The sequence below is a fragment of the Thalassotalea marina genome (genome assembly GCF_014656435.1).
Lineage (GTDB): Bacteria > Pseudomonadota > Gammaproteobacteria > Enterobacterales > Alteromonadaceae > Thalassotalea_C > Thalassotalea_C marina.
This window is the reverse complement of the sequence record NZ_BNCK01000002.1, coordinates 427,680-453,695: the sequence shown is the minus strand read 5'-3', so window position 1 is coordinate 453,695 and position 26,016 is coordinate 427,680. Positions and strand designations below refer to the sequence as shown.

Annotated in this window: 24 protein-coding genes and 4 tRNA genes; 17 read left to right on the top strand and 11 right to left on the bottom strand. The window is 39.2% G+C overall.

Annotated elements, in window-relative coordinates:
- Positions 1 to 45: 45 nt before the first annotated feature.
- Positions 46 to 987 carry a bifunctional Delta(1)-pyrroline-2-carboxylate/Delta(1)-piperideine-2-carboxylate reductase gene (gene lhpI, locus IE199_RS05320; protein WP_189768018.1) on the bottom strand — a complete coding sequence of 314 codons (942 nt, stop codon included), beginning with the start codon at positions 985 to 987 and terminating at the stop codon, positions 46 to 48.
- Positions 988 to 1,117: 130 nt separating this feature from the next.
- Here lhpI and IE199_RS05315 point away from each other — a divergent pair, with 130 nt between their 5' ends.
- The 5 genes from IE199_RS05315 to IE199_RS05295 all read left to right on the top strand — a co-directional run bounded on the left by IE199_RS05315 (position 1,118) and on the right by IE199_RS05295 (position 6,927).
- The gene (locus IE199_RS05315; RefSeq protein WP_189768016.1) at positions 1,118 to 2,569 is read left to right on the top strand and encodes an NAD-dependent succinate-semialdehyde dehydrogenase; all 1,452 of its coding nucleotides are present in this window, start codon (positions 1,118 to 1,120) and stop codon (positions 2,567 to 2,569) included.
- Between the two features lie 376 nt (positions 2,570 to 2,945).
- Positions 2,946 to 4,385 (top strand): MATE family efflux transporter, encoded by a 1,440-nt coding sequence (locus IE199_RS05310; RefSeq protein WP_229854536.1) that lies wholly within the window; start codon positions 2,946 to 2,948, stop codon positions 4,383 to 4,385.
- 145 nt (positions 4,386 to 4,530) lie between these two features.
- Positions 4,531 to 5,952: a DNA-3-methyladenine glycosylase 2 family protein gene (locus tag IE199_RS05305; protein ID WP_189768014.1), complete on the top strand. Its 1,422-nt coding sequence runs from the start codon at positions 4,531 to 4,533 to the stop codon at positions 5,950 to 5,952.
- 9 nt (positions 5,953 to 5,961) lie between these two features.
- A complete protein-coding gene (locus tag IE199_RS05300) occupies positions 5,962 to 6,429 on the top strand; it encodes a methylated-DNA--[protein]-cysteine S-methyltransferase (RefSeq protein WP_189768012.1) in 468 nt (155 codons plus the stop codon).
- Between the two features lie 117 nt (positions 6,430 to 6,546).
- Positions 6,547 to 6,927 (top strand): hypothetical protein, encoded by a 381-nt coding sequence (locus tag IE199_RS05295; RefSeq protein WP_189768010.1) that lies wholly within the window; start codon positions 6,547 to 6,549, stop codon positions 6,925 to 6,927.
- Positions 6,928 to 6,957: 30 nt separating this feature from the next.
- Here the strand turns inward: IE199_RS05295 and trmB are convergent, their stop codons facing one another.
- Positions 6,958 to 7,680 carry a tRNA (guanosine(46)-N7)-methyltransferase TrmB gene (gene trmB / locus IE199_RS05290; protein WP_189768008.1) on the bottom strand — a complete coding sequence of 241 codons (723 nt, stop codon included), beginning with the start codon at positions 7,678 to 7,680 and terminating at the stop codon, positions 6,958 to 6,960.
- Between the two features lie 179 nt (positions 7,681 to 7,859).
- On the opposite strand from trmB, the gene IE199_RS05285 reads away from it, so the two are divergent.
- Complete coding sequence (locus IE199_RS05285; RefSeq protein WP_189768006.1) at positions 7,860 to 8,540, top strand: outer membrane protein OmpK; 681 nt, start codon at positions 7,860 to 7,862, stop codon at positions 8,538 to 8,540.
- Positions 8,541 to 8,558: 18 nt separating this feature from the next.
- On the opposite strand, the gene IE199_RS05280 is transcribed toward IE199_RS05285, so the two are convergent.
- Complete coding sequence (locus IE199_RS05280; RefSeq protein WP_189768004.1) at positions 8,559 to 8,897, bottom strand: 50S ribosome-binding protein YggL; 339 nt, start codon at positions 8,895 to 8,897, stop codon at positions 8,559 to 8,561.
- Positions 8,898 to 9,017: 120 nt separating this feature from the next.
- Here IE199_RS05280 and mutY point away from each other — a divergent pair, with 120 nt between their 5' ends.
- On the top strand, positions 9,018 to 10,103 hold the full coding sequence (gene mutY / locus IE199_RS05275; RefSeq protein ID WP_189768002.1) for an A/G-specific adenine glycosylase: 1,086 nt from the start codon (positions 9,018 to 9,020) through the stop codon (positions 10,101 to 10,103).
- A 36-nt stretch (positions 10,104 to 10,139) separates the two neighbouring features.
- Here mutY and IE199_RS05270 read toward each other — a convergent pair whose 3' ends face one another.
- The 4 genes from IE199_RS05270 to IE199_RS05255 are packed head-to-tail and all read right to left on the bottom strand — an operon-like array spanning position 10,140 to position 14,766.
- A complete protein-coding gene (locus tag IE199_RS05270; protein ID WP_189768000.1) occupies positions 10,140 to 12,488 on the bottom strand; it encodes an FtsX-like permease family protein in 2,349 nt (782 codons plus the stop codon).
- Complete coding sequence (locus tag IE199_RS05265; protein WP_189767998.1) at positions 12,478 to 13,158, bottom strand: ABC transporter ATP-binding protein; 681 nt, start codon at positions 13,156 to 13,158, stop codon at positions 12,478 to 12,480. Before IE199_RS05265 ends, IE199_RS05270 begins: the two co-directional genes overlap by 11 nt.
- Before the next feature lie 36 nt (positions 13,159 to 13,194).
- The gene (locus tag IE199_RS05260) at positions 13,195 to 14,412 is read right to left on the bottom strand and encodes an efflux RND transporter periplasmic adaptor subunit (RefSeq protein WP_189767996.1); all 1,218 of its coding nucleotides are present in this window, start codon (positions 14,410 to 14,412) and stop codon (positions 13,195 to 13,197) included.
- A 57-nt stretch (positions 14,413 to 14,469) separates the two neighbouring features.
- Complete coding sequence (locus tag IE199_RS05255) at positions 14,470 to 14,766, bottom strand: hypothetical protein (RefSeq protein ID WP_189767994.1); 297 nt, start codon at positions 14,764 to 14,766, stop codon at positions 14,470 to 14,472.
- A 281-nt stretch (positions 14,767 to 15,047) separates the two neighbouring features.
- Between IE199_RS05255 and IE199_RS05250 the strand changes: the two genes are divergently transcribed.
- The 3 genes from IE199_RS05250 to IE199_RS05240 all read left to right on the top strand — a co-directional run bounded on the left by IE199_RS05250 (position 15,048) and on the right by IE199_RS05240 (position 17,679).
- On the top strand, positions 15,048 to 15,860 hold the full coding sequence (locus tag IE199_RS05250) for a substrate-binding periplasmic protein (RefSeq protein ID WP_189767992.1): 813 nt from the start codon (positions 15,048 to 15,050) through the stop codon (positions 15,858 to 15,860).
- A gap of 142 nt (positions 15,861 to 16,002) precedes the next feature.
- Entirely contained in the window at positions 16,003 to 17,298 is a 1,296-nt protein-coding gene (locus IE199_RS05245; RefSeq protein WP_189767990.1) for a LysM peptidoglycan-binding domain-containing protein, read from the top strand.
- Positions 17,299 to 17,406: 108 nt separating this feature from the next.
- A complete protein-coding gene (locus IE199_RS05240) occupies positions 17,407 to 17,679 on the top strand; it encodes an oxidative damage protection protein (protein WP_189767988.1) in 273 nt (90 codons plus the stop codon).
- Positions 17,680 to 17,818: 139 nt separating this feature from the next.
- Here the strand turns inward: IE199_RS05240 and IE199_RS05235 are convergent, their stop codons facing one another.
- The gene (locus IE199_RS05235) at positions 17,819 to 17,974 is read right to left on the bottom strand and encodes a hypothetical protein (RefSeq protein ID WP_189767986.1); all 156 of its coding nucleotides are present in this window, start codon (positions 17,972 to 17,974) and stop codon (positions 17,819 to 17,821) included.
- 64 nt (positions 17,975 to 18,038) lie between these two features.
- Here IE199_RS05235 and IE199_RS05230 point away from each other — a divergent pair.
- The 5 genes from IE199_RS05230 to IE199_RS05210 all read left to right on the top strand — a co-directional run bounded on the left by IE199_RS05230 (position 18,039) and on the right by IE199_RS05210 (position 20,240).
- Positions 18,039 to 18,114 (top strand) — tRNA-Phe (locus IE199_RS05230).
- 96 nt (positions 18,115 to 18,210) lie between these two features.
- Positions 18,211 to 18,286: transfer RNA gene (locus IE199_RS05225), tRNA-Thr, on the top strand.
- 104 nt (positions 18,287 to 18,390) lie between these two features.
- Positions 18,391 to 18,466, top strand: a tRNA-Phe gene (locus IE199_RS05220).
- 96 nt (positions 18,467 to 18,562) lie between these two features.
- Positions 18,563 to 18,638, top strand: a tRNA-Thr gene (locus tag IE199_RS05215).
- 579 nt (positions 18,639 to 19,217) lie between these two features.
- Positions 19,218 to 20,240, top strand: a complete 1,023-nt coding sequence (locus IE199_RS05210) for an energy transducer TonB (RefSeq protein WP_189767985.1) — start codon at positions 19,218 to 19,220, stop codon at positions 20,238 to 20,240.
- 145 nt (positions 20,241 to 20,385) lie between these two features.
- Here the strand turns inward: IE199_RS05210 and IE199_RS05205 are convergent, their stop codons facing one another.
- Positions 20,386 to 20,976, bottom strand: coding sequence for a LysE family translocator (locus tag IE199_RS05205; RefSeq protein ID WP_189767983.1), 591 nt, complete (start codon positions 20,974 to 20,976; stop codon positions 20,386 to 20,388).
- Positions 20,977 to 21,079: 103 nt separating this feature from the next.
- Here IE199_RS05205 and IE199_RS05200 point away from each other — a divergent pair, with 103 nt between their 5' ends.
- Positions 21,080 to 21,973, top strand: a complete 894-nt coding sequence (locus IE199_RS05200; protein ID WP_229854534.1) for a LysR family transcriptional regulator — start codon at positions 21,080 to 21,082, stop codon at positions 21,971 to 21,973.
- Between the two features lie 300 nt (positions 21,974 to 22,273).
- Complete coding sequence (locus IE199_RS05195; RefSeq protein ID WP_189767981.1) at positions 22,274 to 22,876, top strand: DUF4097 family beta strand repeat-containing protein; 603 nt, start codon at positions 22,274 to 22,276, stop codon at positions 22,874 to 22,876.
- A gap of 66 nt (positions 22,877 to 22,942) precedes the next feature.
- Here IE199_RS05195 and IE199_RS05190 read toward each other — a convergent pair whose 3' ends face one another.
- Both IE199_RS05190 and IE199_RS05185 read right to left on the bottom strand, forming a co-directional pair.
- Positions 22,943 to 23,734 (bottom strand): hypothetical protein, encoded by a 792-nt coding sequence (locus IE199_RS05190; RefSeq protein WP_189767979.1) that lies wholly within the window; start codon positions 23,732 to 23,734, stop codon positions 22,943 to 22,945.
- Between the two features lie 10 nt (positions 23,735 to 23,744).
- On the bottom strand, positions 23,745 to 25,688 hold the full coding sequence (locus tag IE199_RS05185; protein WP_189767977.1) for a M1 family metallopeptidase: 1,944 nt from the start codon (positions 25,686 to 25,688) through the stop codon (positions 23,745 to 23,747).
- Positions 25,689 to 26,016: the final 328 nt, after the last annotated feature.

Below are 26,016 nucleotides of genomic sequence, written 5' to 3'. Positions count from 1 at the left end.
GTAACAAGAGTTGCCACACGTCCCTGTGTGACTATAGGGAAATCATTAACTTAAATTTTGTGCCACTAAATTTGCTGCCGCTAAATCTTCTAGCGCATGGCCTACAGACTTAAATATAGTTATTGCATCAGTTGGACGGTTAAATGAATATCCACCTTGGCACAATGCAAATAGGTCTGCGCAAACACTGTTAGAAGTTATCACGCCATTTGCTAAAGGAATCGCTAAATCCCCCGTTTCACGCAAGGCACTTTCTGTGTTATCAACAAATAACAAGCCCCTTTTTAAGCACTCGTCGTCCATCTCTCGCATATCTGGACGATATGCACCAACCATATCTAAATGTTGTCCCGGTACAAGTTTGTCACCACAAACTAATGCTTGTTGACTCAGTGTTGCACAAGAAATAATGTCTACTTTAGCAATATAGTCATGTAAATTTTCAATCGCTATACAGTTAAGCCCTAAATGTTGAACTTGCAAACAAACGTCTTGTGCTTTTTTAAATGACCTTCCCCACACAAATACATTTTTAATGGGTCTAACATTCGCATGTGCAGCAATTAGCTGTGAAGATAAAGTGCCGGTACCGATAACAAGTAAAGACTCGCTATCTTGTCGAGATAGAAACTTACTGGCCAATGCTGATGCTGCAGCTGTACGCTTTGCCGTTAGTGCAGGTGCATCCATCAAAGCTTTTACCGCTCCTGTTGCCACATCAAATAACACATAGGTGCCTTGGATAGATGGTAAATTTTTTGTCGCATTTTCAGGTGCAACTGTCACCAGCTTCACCCCTGCTACCTGACTTTCTTGCCACGCAGGCATTACAAGTAACGTTGTTTCTCGGTTAGCCTTTTCGTTTTTAATATCAAAATGTTGACGTGGTGGCACGGTAACATTTGATGCAAATGCTTTTTCTAAAGCAGGTACCAATTGTTCAAAAGGCAAAGCCTGACTCACTTGCTCTGCAGAAATGTTGTTCATGAATTGGCTCTAACATGATCAAAAAACACATTATTGCATACTGTATACAAATGTAAATATCAGTCTATAATCTTTAACAAAATCATTGAATTTGAGACACTCAACTTATAACACGGCCAAAGGACGGATTATGACAGAACTAAAACACCCAGAATTATTGAGATCTTGTTCATTTATCAATGGTAAATGGCAAAACAGTGGCCAACAATTTCGTGTGCTCAACCCAGCAACTGATAAAGAAATTATCCAAGTTGATGAAGTAACACATCAGCAAGTGATTGATGCCATCAAAGCAGCTGATGCCGCCCAAACCAAATGGCAGAACATGACCAGCGTGAAACGTGGTGAAATACTTCAAAAGTGGTCAGCGCTTATTTTTGAACACCGCAATGACTTAGCTTTAATCATGACCAGAGAACAAGGCAAAACACTCACTGATGCCAAAGGTGAAGTGTTGTATGGCAAATCATTTTTTGATTGGTTCGCCGAAGAAGCAAAGCGTGTTTATGGTGATACAATAATTAACCATGAAGCCGATAAACAAATTCAAGTAATTAAACAACCTGTAGGTGTTGTTGGCGCCATTACCCCTTGGAACTTTCCTAATGCAATGATCACACGTAAAGCCGGAGCGGCGTTAGCAGCTGGCTGTTGTTTTGTGGTTAAACCAGCAGCAGAAACGCCATTAAGTGCCTTGGCATTAGCCTATTTAGGTCAAAAAGCTGGTTTACCTGACGGCGTATTTAATGTCGTTGTGGGTGAGGATGCAAAAACCATAGGTAAAGAGTTAACCACTCACCCACTGATCAAAAAGTTCACCTTCACCGGCTCAACAAAGGTCGGTAAATTACTTAGCCAGCAATGTGCTTCATCAGTGAAGAAAGTCAGTATGGAGCTAGGAGGGAATGCTCCATTTATTGTTTTTGACGATGCCAATATTGATTTAGCCGTTGACGCCCTTTGCAATGCTAAATTACGAAACTGTGGGCAAACCTGTATTAGCCCTAATCGAATTTATGTACACCAAGCTATTTTTAGTGAATTCAAAGAAAAGCTGGTATTAGCGCTAAATAATGTAAAACAAGGTAACGGTGAAGATAAAAGTAATAAAATTGGTTGCCTAATTCATCACCAAGCAGCAAAAAATGTTCATGCCATGGTCGAACAAGCAAAACAGCAAGGAGCAAGGGTTGAATTGGGAGGGCTAACCGAAGAGCCAAGTGCTAGCTTTTATCCATTAACGATATTAACTAACGTGAAACATGGTGACGATATTACCCGACAAGAAATTTTTGGCCCTGTACTTACGCTGATTAGTTTTGATGATGAACAAACCGTCGTTCAACAAGCCAACGACACAGAATTTGGTTTGGCCGCCTATTTTTTTACCGACAATATTCATCGTGTTCACCGTGTTTCAACGCAACTTGAGTACGGTATGGTTGGCGTAAATGAAGCGGCTATTTCAAGCGCAATGTCACCTTTTGGTGGTGTCAAACACTCTGGCTTTGGCAAAGAAGGATCAAAATATGGCCTAGATGATTACTTAACCGTAAAAGCTATCACTTTAGGGTACAAATAATTTTTAAAATAAGCCGTTGACATTACGCTCAACGGCTGACATTCTATCCCTCCTATTCATTCAATCTTTGGAGAGCAAGACAATGGTCAAGTCAACCACCCTAACTTACGCTATGTCTGATATTGTGTCTTCAAGGATCTGCAGTATTTGTTGTCAATAAACATTAGCTTTATTCGACCGACAATCTGATCAAAACAAGTCATTTTACTGATGCTCCAATTTGGCCTATCTAGGTCAGATAGTGTTTGTGTCTCTTGCTTTACTGACACAACACACATTGCTCGATCCTTGAACGCGTAAGTCCACTTATTCATTTATTCTTAGAGAATAACTTAGTTAAAACGCCGCAATTGTGGCATGGAAAAGGTTTAACGTTGTGACGACTGAACAACAAAATTTAACAGAAGAAAATCAAGAACAAACAACAGTGCGCCCAAGTATTGGCACACTATTTAAGATGGCTCTAAAAGGCGGCCATCAAGACTACACCAAAGGCTCCATTGGAATAGCAGCATTTTTACTTGCCGTGCCCATGGTACTTGAAATGCTGATGGAATCGATATTTGCCATTACCGATATCTTTTTTGTCTCGGGTTTAGGCGCACAGGCGGTAGCCGTTGTTGGCTTAACCGAAGCAGTTTTAACCTTGCTTTATGCCGTAGCCATTGGTTTAAGTATGGCGGTTACAGCCACCATCGCTAGACGCTATGGCGAGAAAGCAACAGACAAAGCAAACGCAGTGGCAGGTCAAACCTTGTGGATTGGCATGTTTGTCGCCTTAGGCGTAGGCTTTATCGGGCTAAATTTTGCCGAAGATATTCTGCGCCTTATGGGGGGAGATGACGCCTTAGTAGCCGCAGGTAAAGGCTACACTACCATCATGCTGACTGGCTCAATTACTATTTTGTACTTGTTCCTAATGAACGCCATTTTTCGTGGCGCAGGAGATGCTTCAGTAGCGATGCGCTCGCTGTGGCTGGCAAATGGTATTAATATCGTGCTAGATCCTTTATTGATATACGGTGTTGGTCCGTTTCCAGAAATGGGCTTAACGGGTGCAGCTGTAGCAACAACAATAGGGCGTGGTGTCGGCGTTTTATATCAGCTAAATCATTTGTTTGGAATTGCTGGCCGTATACAAATTGGCATTAAACACCTTTGGCTAAGGCTAGATATCATTAAAAATTTATTGTCACTGTCATTTTTTGGCGTAGTGCAATTTATCATCGCCACCGCAAGCTGGATTGCCTTAGTGCGCATAGTATCAACTTATGGTAGTGATGCTACGGCTGGTTATACCATTGCCATTCGCATATTTATGTTTGTGATATTACCTGCATGGGGTTTAAGTAATGCGGTTGCCACATTAGTTGGGCAGAATTTGGGAGCACAAAAGCCAGACCGCGCGGAAAAATCAGTAAGGCGCATTGCAAAATACAACATTTACTACATGTTGTCAGTTGCGGTTATTTTACTGTTATTTCCTTCGCAAATCATTGGCCTATTTACCCAAGATCCTAATGTGATTGCCTATGGTGTTGACTGCCTTCAATTAATCAGTCTAGGTAATGGTTTCTTTGCCTTAGGTATGATTTTGGTGCAAGCATTTAATGGAGCAGGAGATACCATTACACCAACAAAAGTAAATTTCTTATGTTATTGGTTAATACAGATCCCACTGGCTTACAGCTTGGCTAAGCTGTTGATGTTTGGCCCAAGTGGTGTATTTATTTCCGTGACATTAGCACAAGCAGTATTTGCTTTAGTTGGCTGGCACTTATTTAAAAAAGGTCAGTGGAAATTAAAAATGGTGTAAACCTGCTAATCAAACGCTAACGAAGTAAAAATATTATGCGGGAACTTGTTTCCCGCTTTTTTACACATTGATGTCGCATTACCGCGAGTATAAGTTATAAAATCAGTTATGCTGGTATCAGTTATTATCTTTGGTATGTCTTGTTATGTTAGACGTTAAAATATGTGAAAAAGCGCGCTTAAGCCGTGATGCTAGGTTTGATGGCAAGTTTTTTACCGCTGTACTTTCTACCGGCATATTTTGTCGTCCTATTTGTCCAGCTCGTCCACCCAAGCCAGAAAATGTGCGCTATTACCTCAGTGCAGAACAAGCTCAATTGGCAGGTTTTATGCCTTGTAAACGCTGTTTCCCTGAGCAGGCTGCCGTTAAAAATTTACCGATAAAGCTAAAACGCATATTAAGTACGTTTGATTACAGAACAGACTCCATTACTTCTATCGCCAAGCAATTTCGTTTAAGTACCAGACAGTTACAACGCTTATTTGAACAATATTTTGGCATTTCTCCCAGCGAATATTTTCAACAGCAACGACTGCTACTGGCAAGAAAACTCATTCAAAGTTCAGACTTATCATTAAGTGATGTCTGTTATGCCAGCGGTTTTAATAGCCTGCGTCGTTTTAATGAAACGATTAAAGAGAAATATCAGTGCCCACCATCTGATCTGCGTAAACACCAAGCAAAAGAGCAAACAGATCATATCGAGGTACTGTTAAGTTATCGGCCACCATTCGATTGGCCGCTTATGTTGTCGTTTTTCCAATACCGCCAATTAGACGGTGTTGAAGTGGTAACAACCGACAGCTATCAAAGAAATATAAAACTTGATGACTGTACTGGCTGGTTTAAATTAACACATCATGCAAAAAAACCAGCACTGGTGATGACGGTATCTTTATCAGACTATCGCTATTTAAATACGGTTATTCATAAAGTAAGAAGAATGTTTGATCTTGATGCCGACATGAATGCCATTCATCAATCTCTAAGCACACATAACAAACTACAGCAAGCTATTGAACACTTTCCGGGTTTACGGCTGCCTGGCTGTTGGGATATTTTTGAATTTTCCATTCGAGCGATTTTAGGACAGCAAATTTCGGTAAAAGCGGCAACTACTTACGCAACACGTATAAGCGAGCGTTATGGCGAAACGGTAAACCATTTGCCCAACGCTATTTCTACCTTTTTCCCGGATGAAGGCGCATTGCTAAATGCTGATTTTGAAGGCTTAGGTTTAACCCAATCACGAATAGCCACGTTAAAAAACTGGGTGGCATATTATCGTGACAACAAATCACTGATGACTCAGTATCAATCACTTGATGAATTAGAAAAATCGCTATGTGCAATTAAAGGCATAGGCCCGTGGACCGTGAACTACATTGCCATGCGCGGGCTTAGTGACCCTGACGCTTTTCCAAGCGCAGATCTTGGCATCATCAAAGCGTTAAGCGACAACCAGCAAAAACCAAGCAATAAACAAATATTAGCAACTGCTGAAAATTGGCGGCCATGGCGAGCATACGCCGCTATGTACTTATGGCATTCGCTAAAAATAAACTAGAGGCACATCATGTATTACACAATCACTTCATCTCCCGTTGGCGAAATTTTACTGCTCGCAACCGACAAAGGACTTAGTGCACTTATTTTTCAATCTGGTGAGGCAGCCATGGAAGTGCCAAAGGGCGCGCTACATGCACCTGAAAGATTTAGCGAAGTAATCCGTCAATTAACACAGTATTTTAGTAAAACACGTACCGAATTTGATCTACCACTTGACCCACAGGGTACCGCTTTTCAACAACAAGTCTGGCAAACATTAATCCAAGTAAAATATGGTCAAACCCAATCTTATAAATGGCTGGCACAAGCAATAGATAACCCAAAAGCAGTTCGGGCTGTTGGTGGTGCCAATGGCAAAAATCCTATTGCGTTAATTATTCCATGCCATCGCATTATAGGCAGTAACGGTAAACTTACGGGCTACGCCGGTGGCTTAACTTTAAAAGAAAAATTGTTAGCGCATGAGCAAGGTTAAACCAATAGAATATTATTAAACTTATTAAACAATTGAGTTAGCTAAACGACTAAATTACTATATCGCTCAACCTATACTTATGGGTTACCCCAATAAGCTGAAGTAGTGGAGTTGGCATTGGAATTTTTGATTATCGCCGCCTTGTTGGTATTGGCTTTTATTGCATGGCAGCTTTGGCGAGCAAAACAGTTTACACAATTTAAGCAGTACTTAGAGCAAGAGATTAAACCTTTAGTTTTCATTCATGTACACGACACATTGGTTGAGACGCGCTGCGAAACCTTTCCCAATACACCAGCACATATTGATGCAACCAAGTATTATTGGGCACAGTACAAGGTACGAATTTTACAATACGCGTTAGAGCACGAAATACTTGATATCGAAGCATTAAAGGCACAAGGAAAATTTCGATTTTGCCAACATTTATTTCATGTTGAACAAGATAAACTGCATCATTTTGAACAACACAGTGATGAAAACAAAAAATCCGCTTAATAGCGGATTTTTTGTGACATGGGATTAGCGTTATTCTTTGCTAAATTGTAAATCCCAAACACCATGACCTAAACGGTGGCCACGTTGCTCAAACTTAGTTAGTGGGCGATTGTCTGGGCGCGGCACATAATCATTGGTTTCAGATAAATTTTTGTACCCAGGGGACGATTGCATATCATCTAACATGCATTCCGCGTAGTTTTCCCAATCAGTTGCCATGTGAAATACACCACCTACTTTTAGTTTTTGGCGGATAGTTTCAACAAACTCAGGTTGCACAATACGGCGCTTGTGGTGTTTCTTTTTGTGCCACGGATCAGGGAAGAACAATTGCACCGTTGACAATGAACCATCTGGAATACAGTCAGCTAAAATTTCAATAGCATCATGTTCATACACTTTGAGGTTATCTACACCTTCTTCTTTTGCTAATGCCACACAAGCACCAACACCTGGACGATGAACTTCAATACCAACAAAGTTTAACTCTGGTGCATTTTTTGCCATTTCAACTAACGATTTACCCATACCAAAGCCAATCTCTAATACTACAGGGTTGTCGTTACCAAATAGCTCGGAAAAGTTAACCATTCCGTTTTCATGGTTTAAGCCCATTTCTTGCCAATACAATTCAAGAGCACGTGCCTGACCTTTTGTTAAACGACCTTCACGCTTAACAAAACTGCGTACTTTACGAATGTATTTGCCTTCTTCTTGCGCTTGCTCAATGGTTTTATGCGTTTGTTCAGTCATGGCGATGTTCTTTATTACCGTATTAGCGTGAAAATTTTAGGGCGCGTATTATCCTTTTTTACTGGCCGAAACTCAAACAAATTGTCTGAATTAGCAAATAAGGAAAAACTGACTATTACTTATAAGTAAAGATTAATTGTAAAACGTGATGTTTATTTTTGCATAATGCAGGACGATCTATGACAAAAACTTTCCTTTGCCTTTGGCTTACACTCTTTCCAATAAGTGCCCTTGCAGAAACATTGTGGAGTGACTTTAGCTTGAGTTTACTTGGTAGCAACCAATATGAAATAGGTGACAACAATCGCACATTAGCGACCTTTGAACTTGCGTCAGGTCATAGCTGGGGAGACAGTTTTTTATTTGTCGATAGAGCACATTTTGCTAATGGTGATAAAACAACTTATACCGAATGGTCACCTAGAATAAAAATAACCGAGCAATCACTGTCAAAGTTTAACAATCTTTATCTTGCATCAACGGTCGAAGCTGGTGATAACTTTACCCACTATTTACTTGGCTTAGGCACAGATATCAAAATTCCGGGATTTAAATTCTTTAAAGCTAATTTTTATTACAGAAATAACGACAAAAAAGATAATGGTTCACAAGTTACTTTGGCTTGGGCTTACCCATTAAATGATTGGCTTTACGATGGATTTATTGATTATGTGCCAGCAACTGATGACGCTGCCACTAGCATGAACTTTACCTCGCAATTAAAATATAACCTAGGGCCAGCTTTTGGCCTAAGTACTAGGCTATATATCGGTATTGAGTATGTTCATTGGAACAATAAATACGGCATTAGCCAAGTTGATGAGCGAAATATCAACTGGCTAATCAAATATCACTTTTAATACTGCACAGAATAGAGACTACTCTGCCCACCAAACATCATAAAGAGGGCTAACATCTACTGCAGTTGCACCGTTATCTTTTAACCAAGATTCAACGGCAATCCGGTGTTCATCAGTACAAGAGCCTAATTTTTCAGTACAAACTAAACCGTGCCATATGGTATCGCCTTCACCACCAAAACCCAGCTTGTTTGGCTGAATGCACTCAGCAAAAAATTTATCTACAAAAGCATCAATTTGCTCAGAGGTAGTGTCTTTTGGTAATTGCCAAGCAACGTCAAAACCAAACTCTTGAAACTCATCTACACGTAGTTTTTTTCTTAGACGACGGCTGCGGTTTTTAGCTTCAAATTTCATCTGTAAACTCCTGAAAAATCTTTGCGCAACTATAGAAGGTATTCATCATAATTGCCATGACTTAAATCAATCAACACTAACTATTGTATGTCGCTTAGCTTCCACATACACTTGCCGCCTATGAAACAAGAAATCACAATTTCACCCAAGTCTGCACAACAATTTAGTGATGATGTTGTAAGCTGGTATCAGCAAAAAGGTAGAAAACATTTACCGTGGCAGCAAAATAAAACTCCTTATCGCGTTTGGATCTCAGAAATCATGTTGCAACAAACGCAAGTGGCAACAGTTATTCCCTATTACCAACGCTTTATGCAAAGCTTCCCGACGATTGTTGATTTAGCCAACGCTGAACAAGACGTGGTACTACACCACTGGACCGGTCTTGGTTATTACGCCAGAGCTCGTAATTTACATAAAGCCGCACAAATTATTCGCGATCAATATGCAGGCGAGTTTCCAACAAACATAGAACAAGTGATTGCTCTGCCTGGTATTGGCCGCTCTACTGCTGGTGCAATATTAAGTTTATCGCTCAAACTGCATCATCCGATTTTAGACGGCAACGTAAAACGTGTACTTTCAAGACACTATATGGTGCAAGGCCATAATGGCCAAGCAGCTTATGAAAAAACACTGTGGCCAATTGCAGAGCAGTTAACACCTAAAAACTACGTTGAAGCTTTTAACCAAGCGATGATGGATATTGGTGCCACTATTTGTACCCGCTCTTCACCAAGTTGTGATTTATGTCCGGTGACCAAATCATGTTTTGCTAACGCTAGTGGTGAACAAGCAAATTTTCCACAGAAAAAGCCGAAAAAGACCATCCCAGAAAAACAAACACACTTTTTTGTTATTCGTGTTGATGAACAAATACTGTTGGAAAAGCGCCCGCCATCAGGCATTTGGGGCGGTTTATGGTGTTTTATAGAAGCTGAGAATGAAAGTAAATTGGATGCATTGTTAGCCAAACACGCGCTAACCCTAGAGCATAAAACTGAGCTTTCAACGTTTAGACATACCTTTAGCCATTATCACTTAGATATTACGCCAATTGTCGTTGAATGTAGCTTTAACAAGAACAACCAAATAAATGAAATAGACGATTGCGCTTGGTATAACATGCATCAAACCAATGAAATTGGTTTAGCAACACCCACTGTAAAAGTATTAAAAACCGTCAGACAAATGATGCGTGACTAGAGTCACTAGCACGCATCATAACAACGATTAACAAGCTTATAAATCTCTTAGTGCTTGCTGAATAGGTTGAGCTAATAATCGTTTTACTGGAATTAACACGGCAGTTAAACACACTAATAAAGTAGATACCATGGCAACTAATAAGGCCAATGGGTCGATATCACTCAAGGTTTTATTTGCCGGTTCAAACAACACTGTAGCCAATAAACAAACAATTAGTGCCGCAACAAAAATAATCAGTATTTTTTTAAAGCGCGATAAAAAGACAAAACTGTCTGGCGCGCCAATTGCGACCAACACACTGATATTCTGTTTATCCACTCTAAGTTGCGACAACATTTGATACCAAAGCCCAGAAAAAACGCCAAGTACTATCACTATAGTAACAATCAGTGCAGCCAAAAGCAGATCGGTTGATTGTTGCTCTGCGGTTGCCAAAACCTGCTCAAGCGTTTGTGTTTCACTGGCTTTAAATTCGGGGGATTGTGTTTTTAGCCAAGTGACAAAATCGCTATTTTTTTCAAGGTAATTGATCTCAGAGGTTAATACTGCAAAGTTGTTTAATGTCTCTTTTTCATACTCATTAAGTGAAAAATACATTGCTGGCACTACCGCATTGGTTCGCCCTAGATGTGGTAAATCTTGAGCAATAGCAATAATGGTGTGTTGCTTAGCAGGCAAACCATGGCTAATCGATGTGCCAATTAACGCATTTATATCACCATTGGGCTGCAAACGTTTGGCTAAACTTTGGTTGATCACTACACCACTTTGCCAATTGTCAGGTATTTGGCCAACCACTTTAGTTTTCAGTAGTGAAAAGTAGTTACTGCTGGCATTGATACTGTCGACCATTGCGCCATCTGGTATACGTTCATCTTCCAAGTTCACCCTGAATGGGCTGTCAAATGGCCTAGAAACAATTACAGCAGAGCTATCTTGTTGCTTTATTTTTTCTAAAACTTGTTGCCATGCAATAGGGTAATTCCCCGTAAAGACCTCAAGTTGCGATACCGTTAAATCGACCTCACTTTCATAATATTGTTGCCACTGTTTAACTCCAATAAATGCCAGCACATAAATCGCCACCAATGATGCACAAAGCTGAAGCGCTAACGTGCTGTCACTCATTATTTTTTGCACAAAGGACTTACTTTGATTAGTCATACGCGTAAAGGTACTGCGCTTTAATAAGTTTGTCATAGGGATTAATGCACATAATATGACAGTAAACGATACCGCCAATAAGGCGCCAATTAAGTTTTTAGCTTCGATAGCAAACTCAGTGGCAGGAAAGCGTTGTTGATACCCCTGGCAGGCCTCTAACATGCTGCTTATAAAATAAATGCAAAGCCAAGTTAACAAAGCAATCACAACGAGCTTTACTATTGAAAACAATACCGAGGAACTAAGTAAGTGACCACTTTCAGCGCCAAGTAGCCGCAAAGTATTATATTCATTGGCAAACAAAATAGTGCGACTAGTTGAAATGGCAAATAAAGTGAAAGTTAAAATGACAAACAGCGTGATAATAAGGCCAATTAACAAGCCCCATAGCAGGGTCATGTTGTGTTGTGCTTTTGGATCTAAAACCACCCCCGAAAACATGGTTAATGGTGTCGATATTTGACCAAAATTCATGCCCTTTACTGTCAAATCGAGGCTTTCTAGTTGTTTAGTAGCGTCGCTAATATTAAAGCGCTGACTTGATGAAAATATCCCGTAATACAAAGGGGCCGCTAATAAAAATTTTTCTGCCATAGCTCCACCACCAAAAGGCGTGTTATAGGGCAAAATATCTTTAGAAATCCAAAAATCTAACGGCTTAGTACCCACTTGATCAAACTTTTGATCAAGCACACCTAAAATAGGAAGTCCTTCAGCAATGCGCTTATAGCTCATTACTTTACCAACAATGCCGGCATCTGCATTAAATGCCATTCGCCAATAACGATCAGTTAACCAAATACCTAATCGATTTTGCTCTGGGCCAAGCGTTATGCCTAAATGTTGCTGTAAGTTATCAGAAAATACCATGGCATTTAGGTTATTTATTGGTTGATTTTCAAATGTGAAGGAAAACGTTTTAAACGACAACCAAGAAACATCGTCAACCATAGGCAAGGTTTTTAACTGCTCCAGCGTTTGTCGACTAACAGTTTGTAGTTGCATGTCTTCATGTAATCGACCAATGGTATAAAGTGGCTTATCAGTATTGGTCCAGTTAGGATTTTCATAAAAAAGCATGCTGCCAAGGCGCACTGCCATGGTCAGTAGTGCCGCACTAATGGCAAAGCCCATTAACAGTAAAAACAACTTTACATATTGGCCATGCCAGCGTCGCCACTCTACTTGTAGCGAAAATAAGGTATTGTTAGTGATCATTGACAATGCGCCCATCTAATATTTCAATTCGGCGCTGACAACTTGCCGCTACTTTTTCATCGTGAGTTACAACCACCAAAGTACTGCCCTGCTGACATAAACTGTGCAGCAAAGCCATAATCTCTTCACCTGTTTTTTGGTCTAAGTTACCCGTTGGTTCATCCGCCAAAATAAGTGACGGTTTATTCACTAACGCTCGGGCAATGGCAACACGTTGCTGTTGTCCACCAGAGAGTTGATCTGGTGTGCTATTTTTTTTATCACTTAACCCCACTTGAGCCAACGCCTGTTCAGCGCGCGCTACATAATCACTGCTGGCAACAGACGGGTTAAATCGCATTGGCTGCACTACGTTTTCAAGTACGGTCATACTGGCAATTAAATTAAAGTTTTGAAATATCCAGCCAATATGTTCATTTCGTACCGAACTTTTTTGTTGCCTTGTTAGTTGGGTCACATCCTGTGTCCGCAATAAATAAGTTCCACTGCTTGGTTCATCCAATAAACCAATAATTGACAATAACGTTGACTTACCACTGCCAGAAGGGCCAACAATCGCGATAGACTCACCATCGTGAATGGTTAATTCAATATCTTGTAACACTGGGCTGTCGTTAGCCGCTTGTTGAAAAGATTTATCAACCTGTTGTAATGCAATTAAGGTATTCACATGTAATCTCCTTTACTTGTTATTATTTTATTTTTCTTATCCCTGAGGTGACGAATTTAACACCTGCTCACCAAGGCTTAATCCATCAATTACCTCAATATACTTATCGCCTTGTAAACCAATAGTGACCGTTTTCTTGATGATGTTTTGATCCTGATAAACAAACAACGACTGCACCTTTTGATTCGGGACAAAGTACACAGGTTTAGCAATGCGAAGCGTATTGCTTTTTTCTGCGATCAACACTTTAGCCGATACCGACAAGTTACTAACCGCACTGCTTGGTACTTGCTCAATAAAACTTGCTTCAATTTTTATTTGGTTTGCTTCAACATTAGGGTGAATACGTACCACCTGTGCGCGGTAGGTGTTATTTTTTATTGCGATATCAACAGGCATGCCGGCTTCTATCAAATCAGCATTACTGGCCGGCACCAGTAATTCAGCAAATAAACTTTCTTTGTTTGACAGTTTTGCTAAAACCATTCCTTCAGTAATAGCCTGCCCAACTTCAAGCCCTTCATGAAGTTCGGTTAAAATTCCCGCTTGTTTCGCAACAACTTGTAAGTTTTCAACGTCAGCTTTTACTAACGCCAATTGCAGTTTTTCAGCTTCTAAACTTAAATTTAACGCTTTTTTCTCAGAAGCAAGCGCACTTAAAAACGCTTGTTCACTGCGTTTATTTAAATCAAGTTTTAAACGTGTTTGTTCTAGGCGTGTTTTTGCTTTGAGAAAGTCTAAATCACTTAATAACTGCGATTGGTGCAACGTACTTAACGTGGTAATTTCCTGCTCAGCAAATTTAAGCTCGCTATTGACCATAGCTACGTCATTTGCCAATTGTGTTGCTTCACGCTCTAAGCGAGCCAAAGCCAAGGCATGTTCAGCTTGTGCTTTTTGCCAATTAAGCTCTGCGATATGATATTGGCGCATCAATTGAGGGTTACTTAACGTTAATACCAGAGTATTTTCATTTAAGTATGTGCCGGGGAAAACATTTAGTTCACTAACATGGCCATTAACCTCTGCCACTAAACTATTTGAAACCCTAGGCTTTAAGCGGCCAAAAGCACCAATTTGTTGAACAACACTCCCCTGCTCTGCTTGACTATAGCTAATGTCGTAAGCCTTGTTAGTGAACAAAAACTTTTTAATCATAAACACTAAAAAAACAGTAACCACCAGGCCAATCACTAAACCGATTAACCAGCGTTTATTACTGTCAAGTTGTGCTTTTTCAGGAATGGTTAACAATGTATATCCTTATTCTTTTAATCTACCGCTAGGTTAAACTTGGAGATCCAATCTCCGTTAAAATTTCTGAGGTTTCAGTCCTGTAATTGGAATTTGAATCAAATACCCTGGAATATTTTTTTTCTGCTTTAATAGGTCTGATGCCAATATGCGCCTAATACGACCTTTTTCCAAATGCTTCTGACTTTCTGCATACCGAATGTAGGCGTACAAGCTATTGTCATCACCTTCTACTGGTTCATCAAAGTAGAGGTAGATATAACGAACATCAGCCGATTCAGGCAATTTAATATGAGTAAAATTAAGTTGCTCATCACACAGCCATGTTATTTGCCTACTTCTACAGAGTTTCAAATCTTTTAATTGCTATTTGTAAACAAACATTAAATACGAAACATTTAGTAAACCTAGCACAGCAAAAAACAAATGAAAAGGATGTTTTTTAACCACAAAGTACAAAACGCAAACAATAAAGTTACTTTTTGTTTACATTTTAACGACACTTAAAAACCAATTTGAGACCGCCAGCCTTGATTAGCATTGACATAGATCAATATTCAGCCACCCCTGAGGTTGACCAGTTAAACGTTTATCAGTAGAGTGATTTTTAATCTAAAAAAACAATAAAAATCTATATGTTAGCAGCTAGCCGTTGGAAGAAATTAGCAGGGTTACTTTTATCCGTTGTGTTTTTCGGCACGGGTTATGTGAAAGCTGATACACAAACTAATTCATACCCATTAGATTTTTACACAGAAATTTACCCTCCTTCAGCCTATATAAAAGATGATCAATTAACTGGGCTTTCCGTTGAAACATTGAGATTAGTGTGGCAACAACTAAATATAACTGAACCACCTATTTGGGTTGTACCTTGGGCTAGAGGTTATGTACAAGTACAAAGGGATCGACACACGGTTTTATTTGCTATGTCACGTTCCACTAAACGAGAAAAACAGTTTAAGTGGGTCGGACCTATTTTCACTGCACATTATTTATTGGTTAGTAATAACAACAAACTAGATAATAATGCTTTAAAGTCTGCAAGTTTTGCACTTATTCGAGACGATATAACCGAAGAGTTATTATTACAATTGGGAGTTAAAAACCTTGTTGAAAGTGCCAACATGCAACAAGCAGAACAAATGTTAGCAAGCAAAAGGATTGATATTTTAGCGATATCGGCCAGTGGATTACGCGATATCTTTAAACAACAACCAGATAAAATAAACCAATACAAAGTGGTATGTAAGCTAGCGTCTGTTGGCGATTATTTTGCTTTTAATCGGAATGTACCAGAATCTGTTATTTCAAAATATCAGCAAGCTATGATGCAGCTCTCTTCTCAGATAAAACAGTTACGAATTAAATATAAGGTTGATGACACATTAAATGCACATCCTTATGAATTTATTAACCCGCCCAATTGCTCACCACAGATAGGGTAATACATTAATATTAAAATACTTTATCGATTGCAGATTAGATCGGGTGCTATGGTCAAAAGTTAGGTGGATTTACTTTAATGCGGATAGGCTTTAGACTGCGGCGTCTATTCAGCAAGCCAGCATTAGAGTGGTTCTATTAAAAATGCGCGTAATTCTTTTTATCTTTTTTTCACTTTTAATTCTCAATATTACTGGTTGTGCTACTACATCAAGTGACATAGAAACCGCTGACACGTCGGATCCCCACACACCGCCAGCGTTTGAAGTAGATGTACCCAAATCAACTGCTAATGATGAAAAGCCGATCGAAACATTAGAACTTTCACCGACAGAAGTAGACGATGTTTGGCAGCGAATTCGTATACAGCTTGGCTTTACTCACTCTGAAGAAAAATCAGTACAAGATCGTATTAACTGGTATCTTAAACACCCTAATTATATGGAGCTCATTACAAAACGTGCAGAGCCATTCTTGTACTATATAGTGAATGAAGTAGAGCGCCGTGGCTTGCCAATAGAACTAGCCCTCATGCCACTTATCGAAAGTGATTTTAATTCTCGCGCATACTCAAATAAACACGCATCGGGACTGTGGCAACTGACACCATTGATTGCAAAACATTATGGCGTGAAGATGAACGCGTGGTATGACGGTCGTCACGATATTGTTGAATCAACAAACGCTGCCTTAAACTTTCTAAGCTATTTACACAAACGCTTTGATGGAAATTGGTATCACGCAATCGCCGCATACAATACAGGTGAAGGCAGAGTTGCAAGAGCTATTAGTTACAATAAACGCAAAGGTAAACCCACAGATTTTTTTAGCTTGAAAATCCCCAGAGAAACGCGCCACTATGTACCTAAGTTGTTAGCTGCCTCTCAGTTGTTAAAAGAGCAACAAATGCATTTTCCTATTATCGCCAACAAACCAACCATTGATATTGTTGATCGAGGTGGCGATTTGATTTTAGACGATAGTACACAATGGACAGAGCTACGTATTTTAAACCCAGGTTATAGACGTTACCCTGCCCTGATAGCGGGTGCAAAACACATAGTTTTAAGGCAGTCTCAACAGGAAAGCTGGCAGCAGTATTTAGTTAATGCTCCTACCATGCCAAACACGCAATGGCAAAAATATACTATTCGTCGCGGTGACAGTTTGAGCAAAATTGCCAAATTGCATGACATTAGTATTGCTGAACTTAAAACCTTTAATCAGTTAAAGTCCAACAAAATCAGAGCTGGAGATACTTTAGTTTTACCTGTACTTGCAGATAAGCAAATAGAATATAGGGTGAAATCTGGCGACAGCTTATGGCGTATTGCTCGTCATTTTAATGTAACGGTCAATAAACTTAAGCAGTGGAACGGTATTTCGAAAAATCATTTAGATGTTGGCGATACTCTAACTATTTTTATTGCTGCACTATAAAACCTTCAAAACTAACCAACCGGGCGAGCAACAAAAAAGCCAAGAATTGCAAGTTAATTCAGGTTATAATCGCCCCCGTTTGAAATATACAACGTGAGTGAACAATTCATGAGTAGAACAGTTTTCTGCCAAAAGTTACAAAAAGATGCACCAGGCTTAGCGTTTCAACTTTACCCTGGTGAAGTAGGTAAACGTATTTTTGACAACATCAGCCAAGAAGCATGGACAGACTGGCAAAAGAAACAAACCATGTTAATTAACGAACATAAAATGAACATGATGAACCCAGATGATCGCGCTATTTTAGAAAAAACTATGGTTGATTATCTATTCAACGGCATTGAACCTAAAATTGAAGGTTACACTCCACAAGCAAAATAACTCACTTGAGCTATTTTGTTTGTAGGCAATTAACGATAAAAACCGCTAATTATGCCGAGCAAACAAACAAAGCGTAGAAAAAAGCGACAAACGATACTTTTTTTATAAAAAACTGTTGACGCCTTCAAGGAAAAACAGTTTAATACGCCCCGTCTTCAGGACAACGATTCAAATCGAGTTCTTTAGTCATACCGAAGTTACCTAGACAGTTCATTTGATAGAACCTATAGGAAATGTATTGAAAATCCTCAAGAGGAATTTCAACGGTAAAACCTAAGTTTTCTAAATCGTTCATTCGGTAGAGCCTTAGGAAATGTATTGAAAATCCTAACGGAAGTTCAATGTTAAAACCGAAGTTTGCCCAGATAGCTCAGTCGGTAGAGCAGGGGATTGAAAATCCCCGTGTCGGTGGTTCGATTCCGCCTCTGGGCACCATTATTTAAAGTTATGGTTTATCTAGATTAGATAACGGTAACTTGGTGCCAAGGTAAATAGTTCAAAAGAATATATTTATCGCACACAGTTTCGTGTGCCGACTTAGCTCAGTTGGTAGAGCAACTGACTTGTAATCAGTAGGTCGCCAGTTCGACTCCGGCAGTCGGCACCATTTATCAAATAGCCTCGTAATAGCGAGGCTTTTTAGACAACTCCCCTACCCTGTGTAGATGTTGTAAAAGTAGTAAGTGGTTCAAGGTTAATCACTCGCACGTTGCCCAGATAGCTCAGTCGGTAGAGCAGGGGATTGAAAATCCCCGTGTCGGTGGTTCGATTCCGCCTCTGGGCACCATCTTTTTAAGTTATGGTTAATCTAACGTAGATAACAATAACTTGGAGCCAAGGTAAATAGATCAAAAGAATGTATTTATCGCACACAGTTTCGTGTGCCGACTTAGCTCAGTTGGTAGAGCAACTGACTTGTAATCAGTAGGTCGCCAGTTCGACTCCGGCAGTCGGCACCATCTATAAGAAACCTCGCAATCGCGAGGTTTTTTTTCGTCTAAAGAAAATAACAAGAACTGGCCTACTGATTAATCAGTAGCTAAGCCTCGACGCAGTTCGACTCCGGCAGTCGGCACCATCTATAAGAAACCTCGCAATCGCGAGGTTTTTTTTCGTCTAAAGAAAATAACAAGAACTGGCCTACTGATTAATCAGTAGCTAAGCCTCGACGCAGTTCGACTCCGGCAGTCGGCACCATCTATAAGAAACCTCGCAATCGCGAGGTTTTTTTTCGTCTAAAGAAAATAACAAGAACTGGCCTACTGATGAATCAGTAGCTAAGCCTCGACGCAGTTCGACTCCGGCAGTCGGCACCATCTATAAGAAACCTCGCAATCGCGAGGTTTTTTTTCGCTAAAAGAAAATAACAAGAACAGCCCTACTTTACCCACAACTGACTATTTCGTTAGTAACCGAGCGCTTTATCATTACAACCCAAAATATAAGCATGACTTACTGTAAGTTACATTGACTCATTTAAATCTAGCTATTAAATTGAATGGATAATATGTCGTTAATTGATATTTACAAGGAATGTGATGAAGACAATTTACCTAGTTTCTAGCCTTTTTCTTTTATTGTTTAGCTTTACGCTTAAAGCAGAGCTATGGACAGTTGAAAAGCGAGTTAACCCTAAATACCCTCTTAAAGCTATCAAAAGTAATATCGAAGGATGCGTAAAACTGCAGTTTTTCATAAACTCTGATGGTATTCCCCAATATATTGAACCAATAAAAAGCTCAGCAGGTATATTTGAAGCTCCTGCAGTTAAAGCGCTATCGAATTGGCGATATAAACCAACAGAGAGCAATGATAATAAATTGCCGCAACGTCAAACGGTAGTGTTAAGCTTTTCAATGTCACCTGATGTTGATTTTAACAATACATGTGATGCGCAAATGACTGTTGAATCTAATGATATCGACTTATTTAAACAACATCGCTTATCAATGCCCATAGACGCGACAAGCTTTCTTTCTTTACAAAAATCAATTGCCAAAATTATAACGGTATTATCAGATGATGAACTTCCCCACTTTATGCAAAGCTATTCGGCATTATTATCAAAACAATCGAGCTTAAATAAAGAAGATAATGGTGCATTACTTAATGCTATTAATGGCTTAGATTATTTTCAATTTATAGCGTTGGCTAATGTAGAACACGTAGCGAATAACGCCTTACCAAATAGCGGTAATGAAAATGAGTCAAATGACCCCATAGCCAATGCCGAGCAATTTCCATTGATAGACATAGAAGAATTTATTCATACCTGGGAGATAAGCGACTTACCAATAAGTATGGATAGCGAATTATACGACGAAATATCTTACCGTTTATTAGATGTTGAGCTATTGATCAATGAAGATGGCACAGCCAAGTTACTTGATACATGCAGAGCTGTAAGTAAAGAAATAAAAAATGCATTGGAAGAATCGATCGCTGAATGGAAAATTACTAAGAAAGTAACATCAACAAACACAGTTCGGTTTATTTTCAGTGTACCAGCCCCTAGGGAAGACGGTGCTTACGTTGATTGTGACGCTGATTGGCGCTATTGATCTTTTCCATTGGTAAAGATTAATGGCGCTTCGCATCACTAGCTTCCTATTTAACAATTAAAACAAGATAATCATTGAGCCCCTGCTATTTTTTAAAAAAGTATTTACAGATTTTATGGGGAAACAACTGATGTAATCAGAAACTTTAATTAAATAGCAGCCCAACTCCTAGCCCACACAAAATTATCCCCATTGTTTTATTAAAAAACCGCATAGTGTGCTCGGTACTGAGCCAGCGGTTTATTTTGTTTCCTAGAAATGCCCAACAGGCTATTGCCATATAACAAACGAAGAAATAGATCGTTATAAACTGCACTAGCCTTAAATCGGAATTATATACGTCAAACGCAGAGCAACCAGCTAAACAGGCAATCCAAGCTTTTGGGTTTACCCACTGCATTAACCAGCCTTGTGAAAAAGAAGGAAATAAAGCGAGTTTATTTTCCCCCTTTACTTTTCCATCATCTGTAAACACTTTATAGCCAATATAGAAAATGTAAATACAACCTATGTATTGCAGCCCTTTCAATAACACAGGAAAGCTCTGACTTGCTTTGCCTACGCCTATGCCAACTAAAAGCAACAAGGCAACAAAACCAACAGTTGCCCCAGATACAAATTTAAACGATTTTACAAAGCCATAATTTACTCCACTGGTTAAAGCAACAAAGTTTACAGGGCCAGGACTTATTGACATAAACAACGAAAATACAACCATAGAAAATAACAGTGACATACTCACCTCCAATTACCGTGTAAGTATTATTTTCTTACATTGCCTTGTGTTTTATTAGGTGCTTTAATTTGATTTAATAATTCTAACTATTGGAACAATAACTTTGATAAACGAATTAAAAGCAATGGCTATTTTTGCCGAGGTAGCAAAAAAAGGCTCGTTTAGAGAAGCGGCAAAAACACTTTCGTTATCGCCTTCAGTAGTCAGTTACCACATTGCCCAATTAGAAAAGAAAACAGGCAGTGCTTTAATCTATCGCTCCACCAGAAAGCTCACCTTAAGCCATGAGGGGGAAGTGTTCTATCAACAAGTGTTAATGATGATTGAAGCTGCACAAAAAGGTATGTCACTTCTTTCACATCATCAACATGAACCTACTGGTGCGATTAAAATATCTTTACCGACAGCTTTGAGTAATTCATCTATCAATCACGCGATTTCTAGCTTTGCTTTACAGCACCCTAAAGTTAACTTGAACGTTTATTTTTCAGATTATCTTAGTGATGCAATCGACGAAGGTGTTGATCTAACAATAAGAGCTGGGAATGTAGCGAATAGTGACTTTAAGTCAGTTAAATTGGGGGAAATTGATCGTGTACTAGTATGCTCCCCTGCCTTTTATCAAAAGCAACTGCCCCCTAAAAACCCTAACGAACTAAGTTATTGGCCCTGGCTAAAATTAGAACAATTGCCAAATAAACGCATATTTCGCTCAGCTAGCACCAGCCACGAGGTGGAGTTTAATAGCCAAATTACTGTGAATAGTGTTGAAGCTATTTATCACTATTGCTTATTGGGTAATGGCTTAGCCGTATTGGCAAAACCTCAAGTTGAAAAAGACTTACTAAACGGCAGTCTCATTCAAGTACTACCGAATTGGCAAATTGAACCATTGCCTTTATTTGCGCTTTGGCCTAAAAATATTAAAGAGTCGAATGTCACCAAGTTACTACTCTCTTCACTTAAAGCCCGTGACAATCTTTTAAATAGCTTTTAACTAGTTAACCTCAGCTTCACATAAGCAATGCGTTTCTAGGTGCTACTTTTACTGACTTCTGTGTTATTCATTCCTTTCATTTCGTCATTAGTCACTTACTTATAGCTCTCTTTACACGATTGGTTGATACTCTCGACAAGAACGCATTTACGAGGCTAACAATGAACGAGCAAATTTCAAACAGATGTAGTTATGTAAAATGTGCAGGCAAGTTATTGATTGCTAACAATGCTAGCTGCTTCAAAATGAACTGTGCTATGCTCTTTCGCTTATATAGTCAATCGACTAAGAAGAACAACAATGAAAACACTTAACAACCTTCTACTAATAACTTTAATCTCGATACCGCTAGCCGCCTGTACGGTCGGCAACCAAGTAATTAGCAAGGGTGCAGACGCTTCTGCTTTTGCTGGCAATATCAATGTAAGCGCCAACGGCCGAGCCGGTAACCTGTCAACAACGAATGGTAACATCGTCATTGAACAACTAGCCCAAGCCAAGTCAGTTGATGTTACCAATGGAAATATTACGGTTAAAGAAATGGCTAAAGCTAGTTCGCTACAAACCATAAACGGTAATATTCACATTGAAAACAAGGTAACTGTTGCAGGCGATGTCAGCACGACCAATGGAAATATTGAAATCGCTGAACATGCCATCATTCATGGGGTACTTAAAACAACCACTGGTGACATAAGTATTGCCAGTGGCACCATTATTAAAGGTGATATTATATTTGAAGCGCCTGGCTTTTTAACCTCTCAATTAGAGCGCGAAACTCCTAAACTAATCGTGGACAACACCTCAGTTTTAGAAGGTAAAATACACCTTTTTCAATCTGTAGATTTGCAATTAGCTCAGCCACTATCAGCCGAAAAGATTATTCGGCATTACCAAAAATAAACGTTACTTTTCTAGAGTAAATAGCACATAGAGCCAGTAACTTCTGGCTCTATGTGTTTTATGATGCTAATTAATTTTCCAGTGCTTTCGCCAGACAACGACATGAGCTGCCTGCCAATATAAAACCACAATGCGCATAAACAATGCTATAGCAAAAGCACCAAATACTCCGCATAATAAAGTGGTATTTATATCACTGTTATTGACAAATAATTGCCAGTTCATCAATTTAGCCAAAACAAACAATGCCAGAAAAACAAGCACAATGAGTAAAAATTGATGTAAGTTTTTAAACAAGGTTATCGCGCCATTTTTAAGTGACCATGATTCATTTCTTGCCACGCCATTTAACGACATAAACAACCATGAAATAGATAAAAACCAGCAGACAGCCAAAGTAATTATTTTGCTCACAGCTGACTCAATATCAAATAGTTTAAATACTAATACAGCAAGGCCGCACAAAATTGCTGGTACAATCAACCATCTAAGTAATAGCCCTATGGCGCGAAGAAAATGTTTACCAGATAAACTCAACCACTGAGAAAAAGACCACTTCCCTTCATGCATACTCGCCATGGTACCAACGGCCAATGCAAATTTGAATAAAATCAATGTTGGAACTGTAATAGCAAAAGCAATTACAGCATAAACCAATCCTGGACTAGTGCTAAATGCGTCAATAAAGATTCCAAAAAAGTTAGATGATCCGATTGGTGTTTGTGCTAGATTGACTACCACCTCTTTATTACCGAACCTTAACATCATCAGCAGTACTGGTGCGAGAATAAGCCATTCAAAAACCAGTGTAATTAAGGCAACCCATTTATATTGCCACAGTAATTTAACAGTACTCATCTATTAACTCCTATAAAGGCAAAAATGCGTTGATTAAATGGTGCATAGATTGCAGCAATGAAACAACCCAGCGCCACGCTTGATTTGATTCACTGCGTTCTTTTTTAATATTGTTTGATAGGTCTTTATCAAGCAACAATGTAAATCTAGGATCTACAATAGCCTCAACTAATTTAACTTCAGATTCAAAGCGCAACGTTTTCCACTGCTTATTTGCATCTAATTGCCAAATATGTGTTTCTTCACTACCATCTTCAAAAGTTAACAGTACTTCGATAGACGGCGGTGTTAATTCACCTTGGTAGGCAAGGGTAACAGTATTGGAGTATAAGTCTGACTTACTTGGTTTAGTGTACTCAGGCGTAACTTCAGATTGTTGTTCAAGCAGTAGCCGGTACCCACCACCTTGATGTTTTTTTTCGCTTTGCAAGCTGACTACCGTAAAATCGATAGTTTTTGTGGTATTTATTGCGTCATCTAAAAATTGTGCCATTTCAACGTCAATTGTTTTAGCGACATCTAAAAAATTCTTAGTATTAGGGTGTTTGAAGGCCCATTGCTGATAATATGCGGTTAACAGCAGATCTACTTTTTCCACTCCCCAAACACGTTCAACAGTATTTAGAATAGTTGCAGGTTTTGAATAAGAGTTTGTACCGTAGGCACGACTATTAATAAAGCTCCAAGAATTGGTGTTAACAGGATCAAAGGTTGGCGTTCTCGCTGTCGAGGCGTGGTGAACCATAGGTAACTCAATTGATAAATGAGCAAACTGAGCGACATTCTTTCGCTTCATAGCTTCTGCTAGGATCCTACCTTCGGTATAGCTGTTTATACCCTCGTCCATCCAAGACTCTTCAAATTCATTTGAAGCTAATATTCCCTGCCAATAGTTATGACCTATCTCATGAATCGTAACGAGTGCTGCTGAATGTTGAAAACTCGAGTAATCTAAGTCAGTTATTGTTGTTACTAATGTTGGATACTCCATACCGCCAGCTCCACTAGCATCTTCAGGCGGTTGAACCAATGTCATCGTTGAATAAGGATAAGCACCAACATACTTTTCAAACCACTCAAAAGAAGCAATAGCTGCATCAAACTGGTTTTGTATCGACTTTTCATCCAGAGGTTCTTGATAAAGTAGTCGAATGTTAATGCCTTGCCATTGTTGGTTAGCTTCGGCAAAGTTTTTATCTGCGGTCCAAACAAAGTCGTGAACATCTTCGGCAACATAATGATGCCTAGTTAAATCACCTTCTTGTTGCTTATCAGCTAAAAACCCCGTAGCTCCAACAACATAGTCAGTAGGAACAGTCAAAGTAACGTCATAGCTACCAAAATCGGCAAAAAACTCGCTATGTGCATGATATCGATGGTTAACCCATTTACCATTGATGTAAACACTAGGCTTTGGGAACCACTGCGCAACAAAGTTAAAGGTATCTCCATTATGACCACTTCGTGCAAACACTTTGGGCAGTTGGCTCGTAAACGACATGTTAAATTCTATTGTCTGGCCTGACTCGAGAGGCTCAGAAAGAGAAAGTGTTGCGACACTGTTGTCCATTTGCCAGTTAGCAAGTAAGTCTTTACCTTGAGCATTAGACAGTTTAGTAACAATGACATAGCCAAAGTTTTCCTTATCATCACCTTCCCTTTTATCACCACGCAATTGTCCTCCGCCACTTTCACGCATAAAAACAGTATCAGTGGAAGAAAATGCGTTCAGGTATAAATGAAACGGGATCTCGTGAAGGGTATCATTAGTGGTATTCTTCCACTTCAAGTTCATTTCTGCGGTCACACGATGTGATTCGACATCGAGACTAGCTTTTATTGTTGTTTGATGAACACGTTCACTATGTGGCCCAGCAATTCTAAGTGCAGATGCCATGGTGCTCACCGACAAAATAAAGCCAAAAACAAGTACAATACATTGTAGGTTTTTCAAAATTAGTCCTTTTCTTTTTATTATTAGAAGTTATTTTTGATTTACATGACTTACAGTAATCGAATCGGTTTATTTTGAGCAACTTTTAATTACATAAAAGAACAAACAATTATAAGCTTTAAAATCAATGCACAGTCCTCTTTAAATCGCGATTTTCCCTACTACTAGCGAATTTCAGTTTTAACTAGAGAGTAATTTAAGGATGACAAGTAACCTAGTTTAGCTTTATCTTTTACGGGGTAATTAACGTTTTTTTAAACTATGCAAACTCTAGAACGCAAAATTGTAATATGTAAAACTAAACGCATTATTCGTCACAAGGTAAACA

What these genes read in the sequence shown, in the direction of transcription:
- lhpI (WP_189768018.1), bottom strand. Translation starts at nt 987, where the DNA reads ATGAACAACATTTCTGCAGAGCAAGTGAGTCAGGCTTTGCCTTTTGAA.
- IE199_RS05315 (WP_189768016.1), top strand. Translation starts at nt 1,118, where the DNA reads ATGACAGAACTAAAACACCCAGAATTATTGAGATCTTGTTCATTTATC.
- IE199_RS05305 (WP_189768014.1), top strand. Translation starts at nt 4,531, where the DNA reads ATGTTAGACGTTAAAATATGTGAAAAAGCGCGCTTAAGCCGTGATGCT.
- IE199_RS05300 (WP_189768012.1), top strand. Translation starts at nt 5,962, where the DNA reads ATGTATTACACAATCACTTCATCTCCCGTTGGCGAAATTTTACTGCTC.
- trmB (WP_189768008.1), bottom strand. Translation starts at nt 7,680, where the DNA reads ATGACTGAACAAACGCATAAAACCATTGAGCAAGCGCAAGAAGAAGGC.
- IE199_RS05285 (WP_189768006.1), top strand. Translation starts at nt 7,860, where the DNA reads ATGACAAAAACTTTCCTTTGCCTTTGGCTTACACTCTTTCCAATAAGT.
- IE199_RS05280 (WP_189768004.1), bottom strand. Translation starts at nt 8,897, where the DNA reads ATGAAATTTGAAGCTAAAAACCGCAGCCGTCGTCTAAGAAAAAAACTA.
- mutY (WP_189768002.1), top strand. Translation starts at nt 9,018, where the DNA reads ATGAAACAAGAAATCACAATTTCACCCAAGTCTGCACAACAATTTAGT.
- IE199_RS05270 (WP_189768000.1), bottom strand. Translation starts at nt 12,488, where the DNA reads ATGATCACTAACAATACCTTATTTTCGCTACAAGTAGAGTGGCGACGC.
- IE199_RS05250 (WP_189767992.1), top strand. Translation starts at nt 15,048, where the DNA reads ATGTTAGCAGCTAGCCGTTGGAAGAAATTAGCAGGGTTACTTTTATCC.
- IE199_RS05245 (WP_189767990.1), top strand. Translation starts at nt 16,003, where the DNA reads ATGCGCGTAATTCTTTTTATCTTTTTTTCACTTTTAATTCTCAATATT.
- IE199_RS05240 (WP_189767988.1), top strand. Translation starts at nt 17,407, where the DNA reads ATGAGTAGAACAGTTTTCTGCCAAAAGTTACAAAAAGATGCACCAGGC.
- IE199_RS05235 (WP_189767986.1), bottom strand. Translation starts at nt 17,974, where the DNA reads ATGAACGATTTAGAAAACTTAGGTTTTACCGTTGAAATTCCTCTTGAG.
- IE199_RS05210 (WP_189767985.1), top strand. Translation starts at nt 19,218, where the DNA reads ATGAAGACAATTTACCTAGTTTCTAGCCTTTTTCTTTTATTGTTTAGC.
- IE199_RS05205 (WP_189767983.1), bottom strand. Translation starts at nt 20,976, where the DNA reads ATGTCACTGTTATTTTCTATGGTTGTATTTTCGTTGTTTATGTCAATA.
- IE199_RS05195 (WP_189767981.1), top strand. Translation starts at nt 22,274, where the DNA reads ATGAAAACACTTAACAACCTTCTACTAATAACTTTAATCTCGATACCG.
- IE199_RS05190 (WP_189767979.1), bottom strand. Translation starts at nt 23,734, where the DNA reads ATGAGTACTGTTAAATTACTGTGGCAATATAAATGGGTTGCCTTAATT.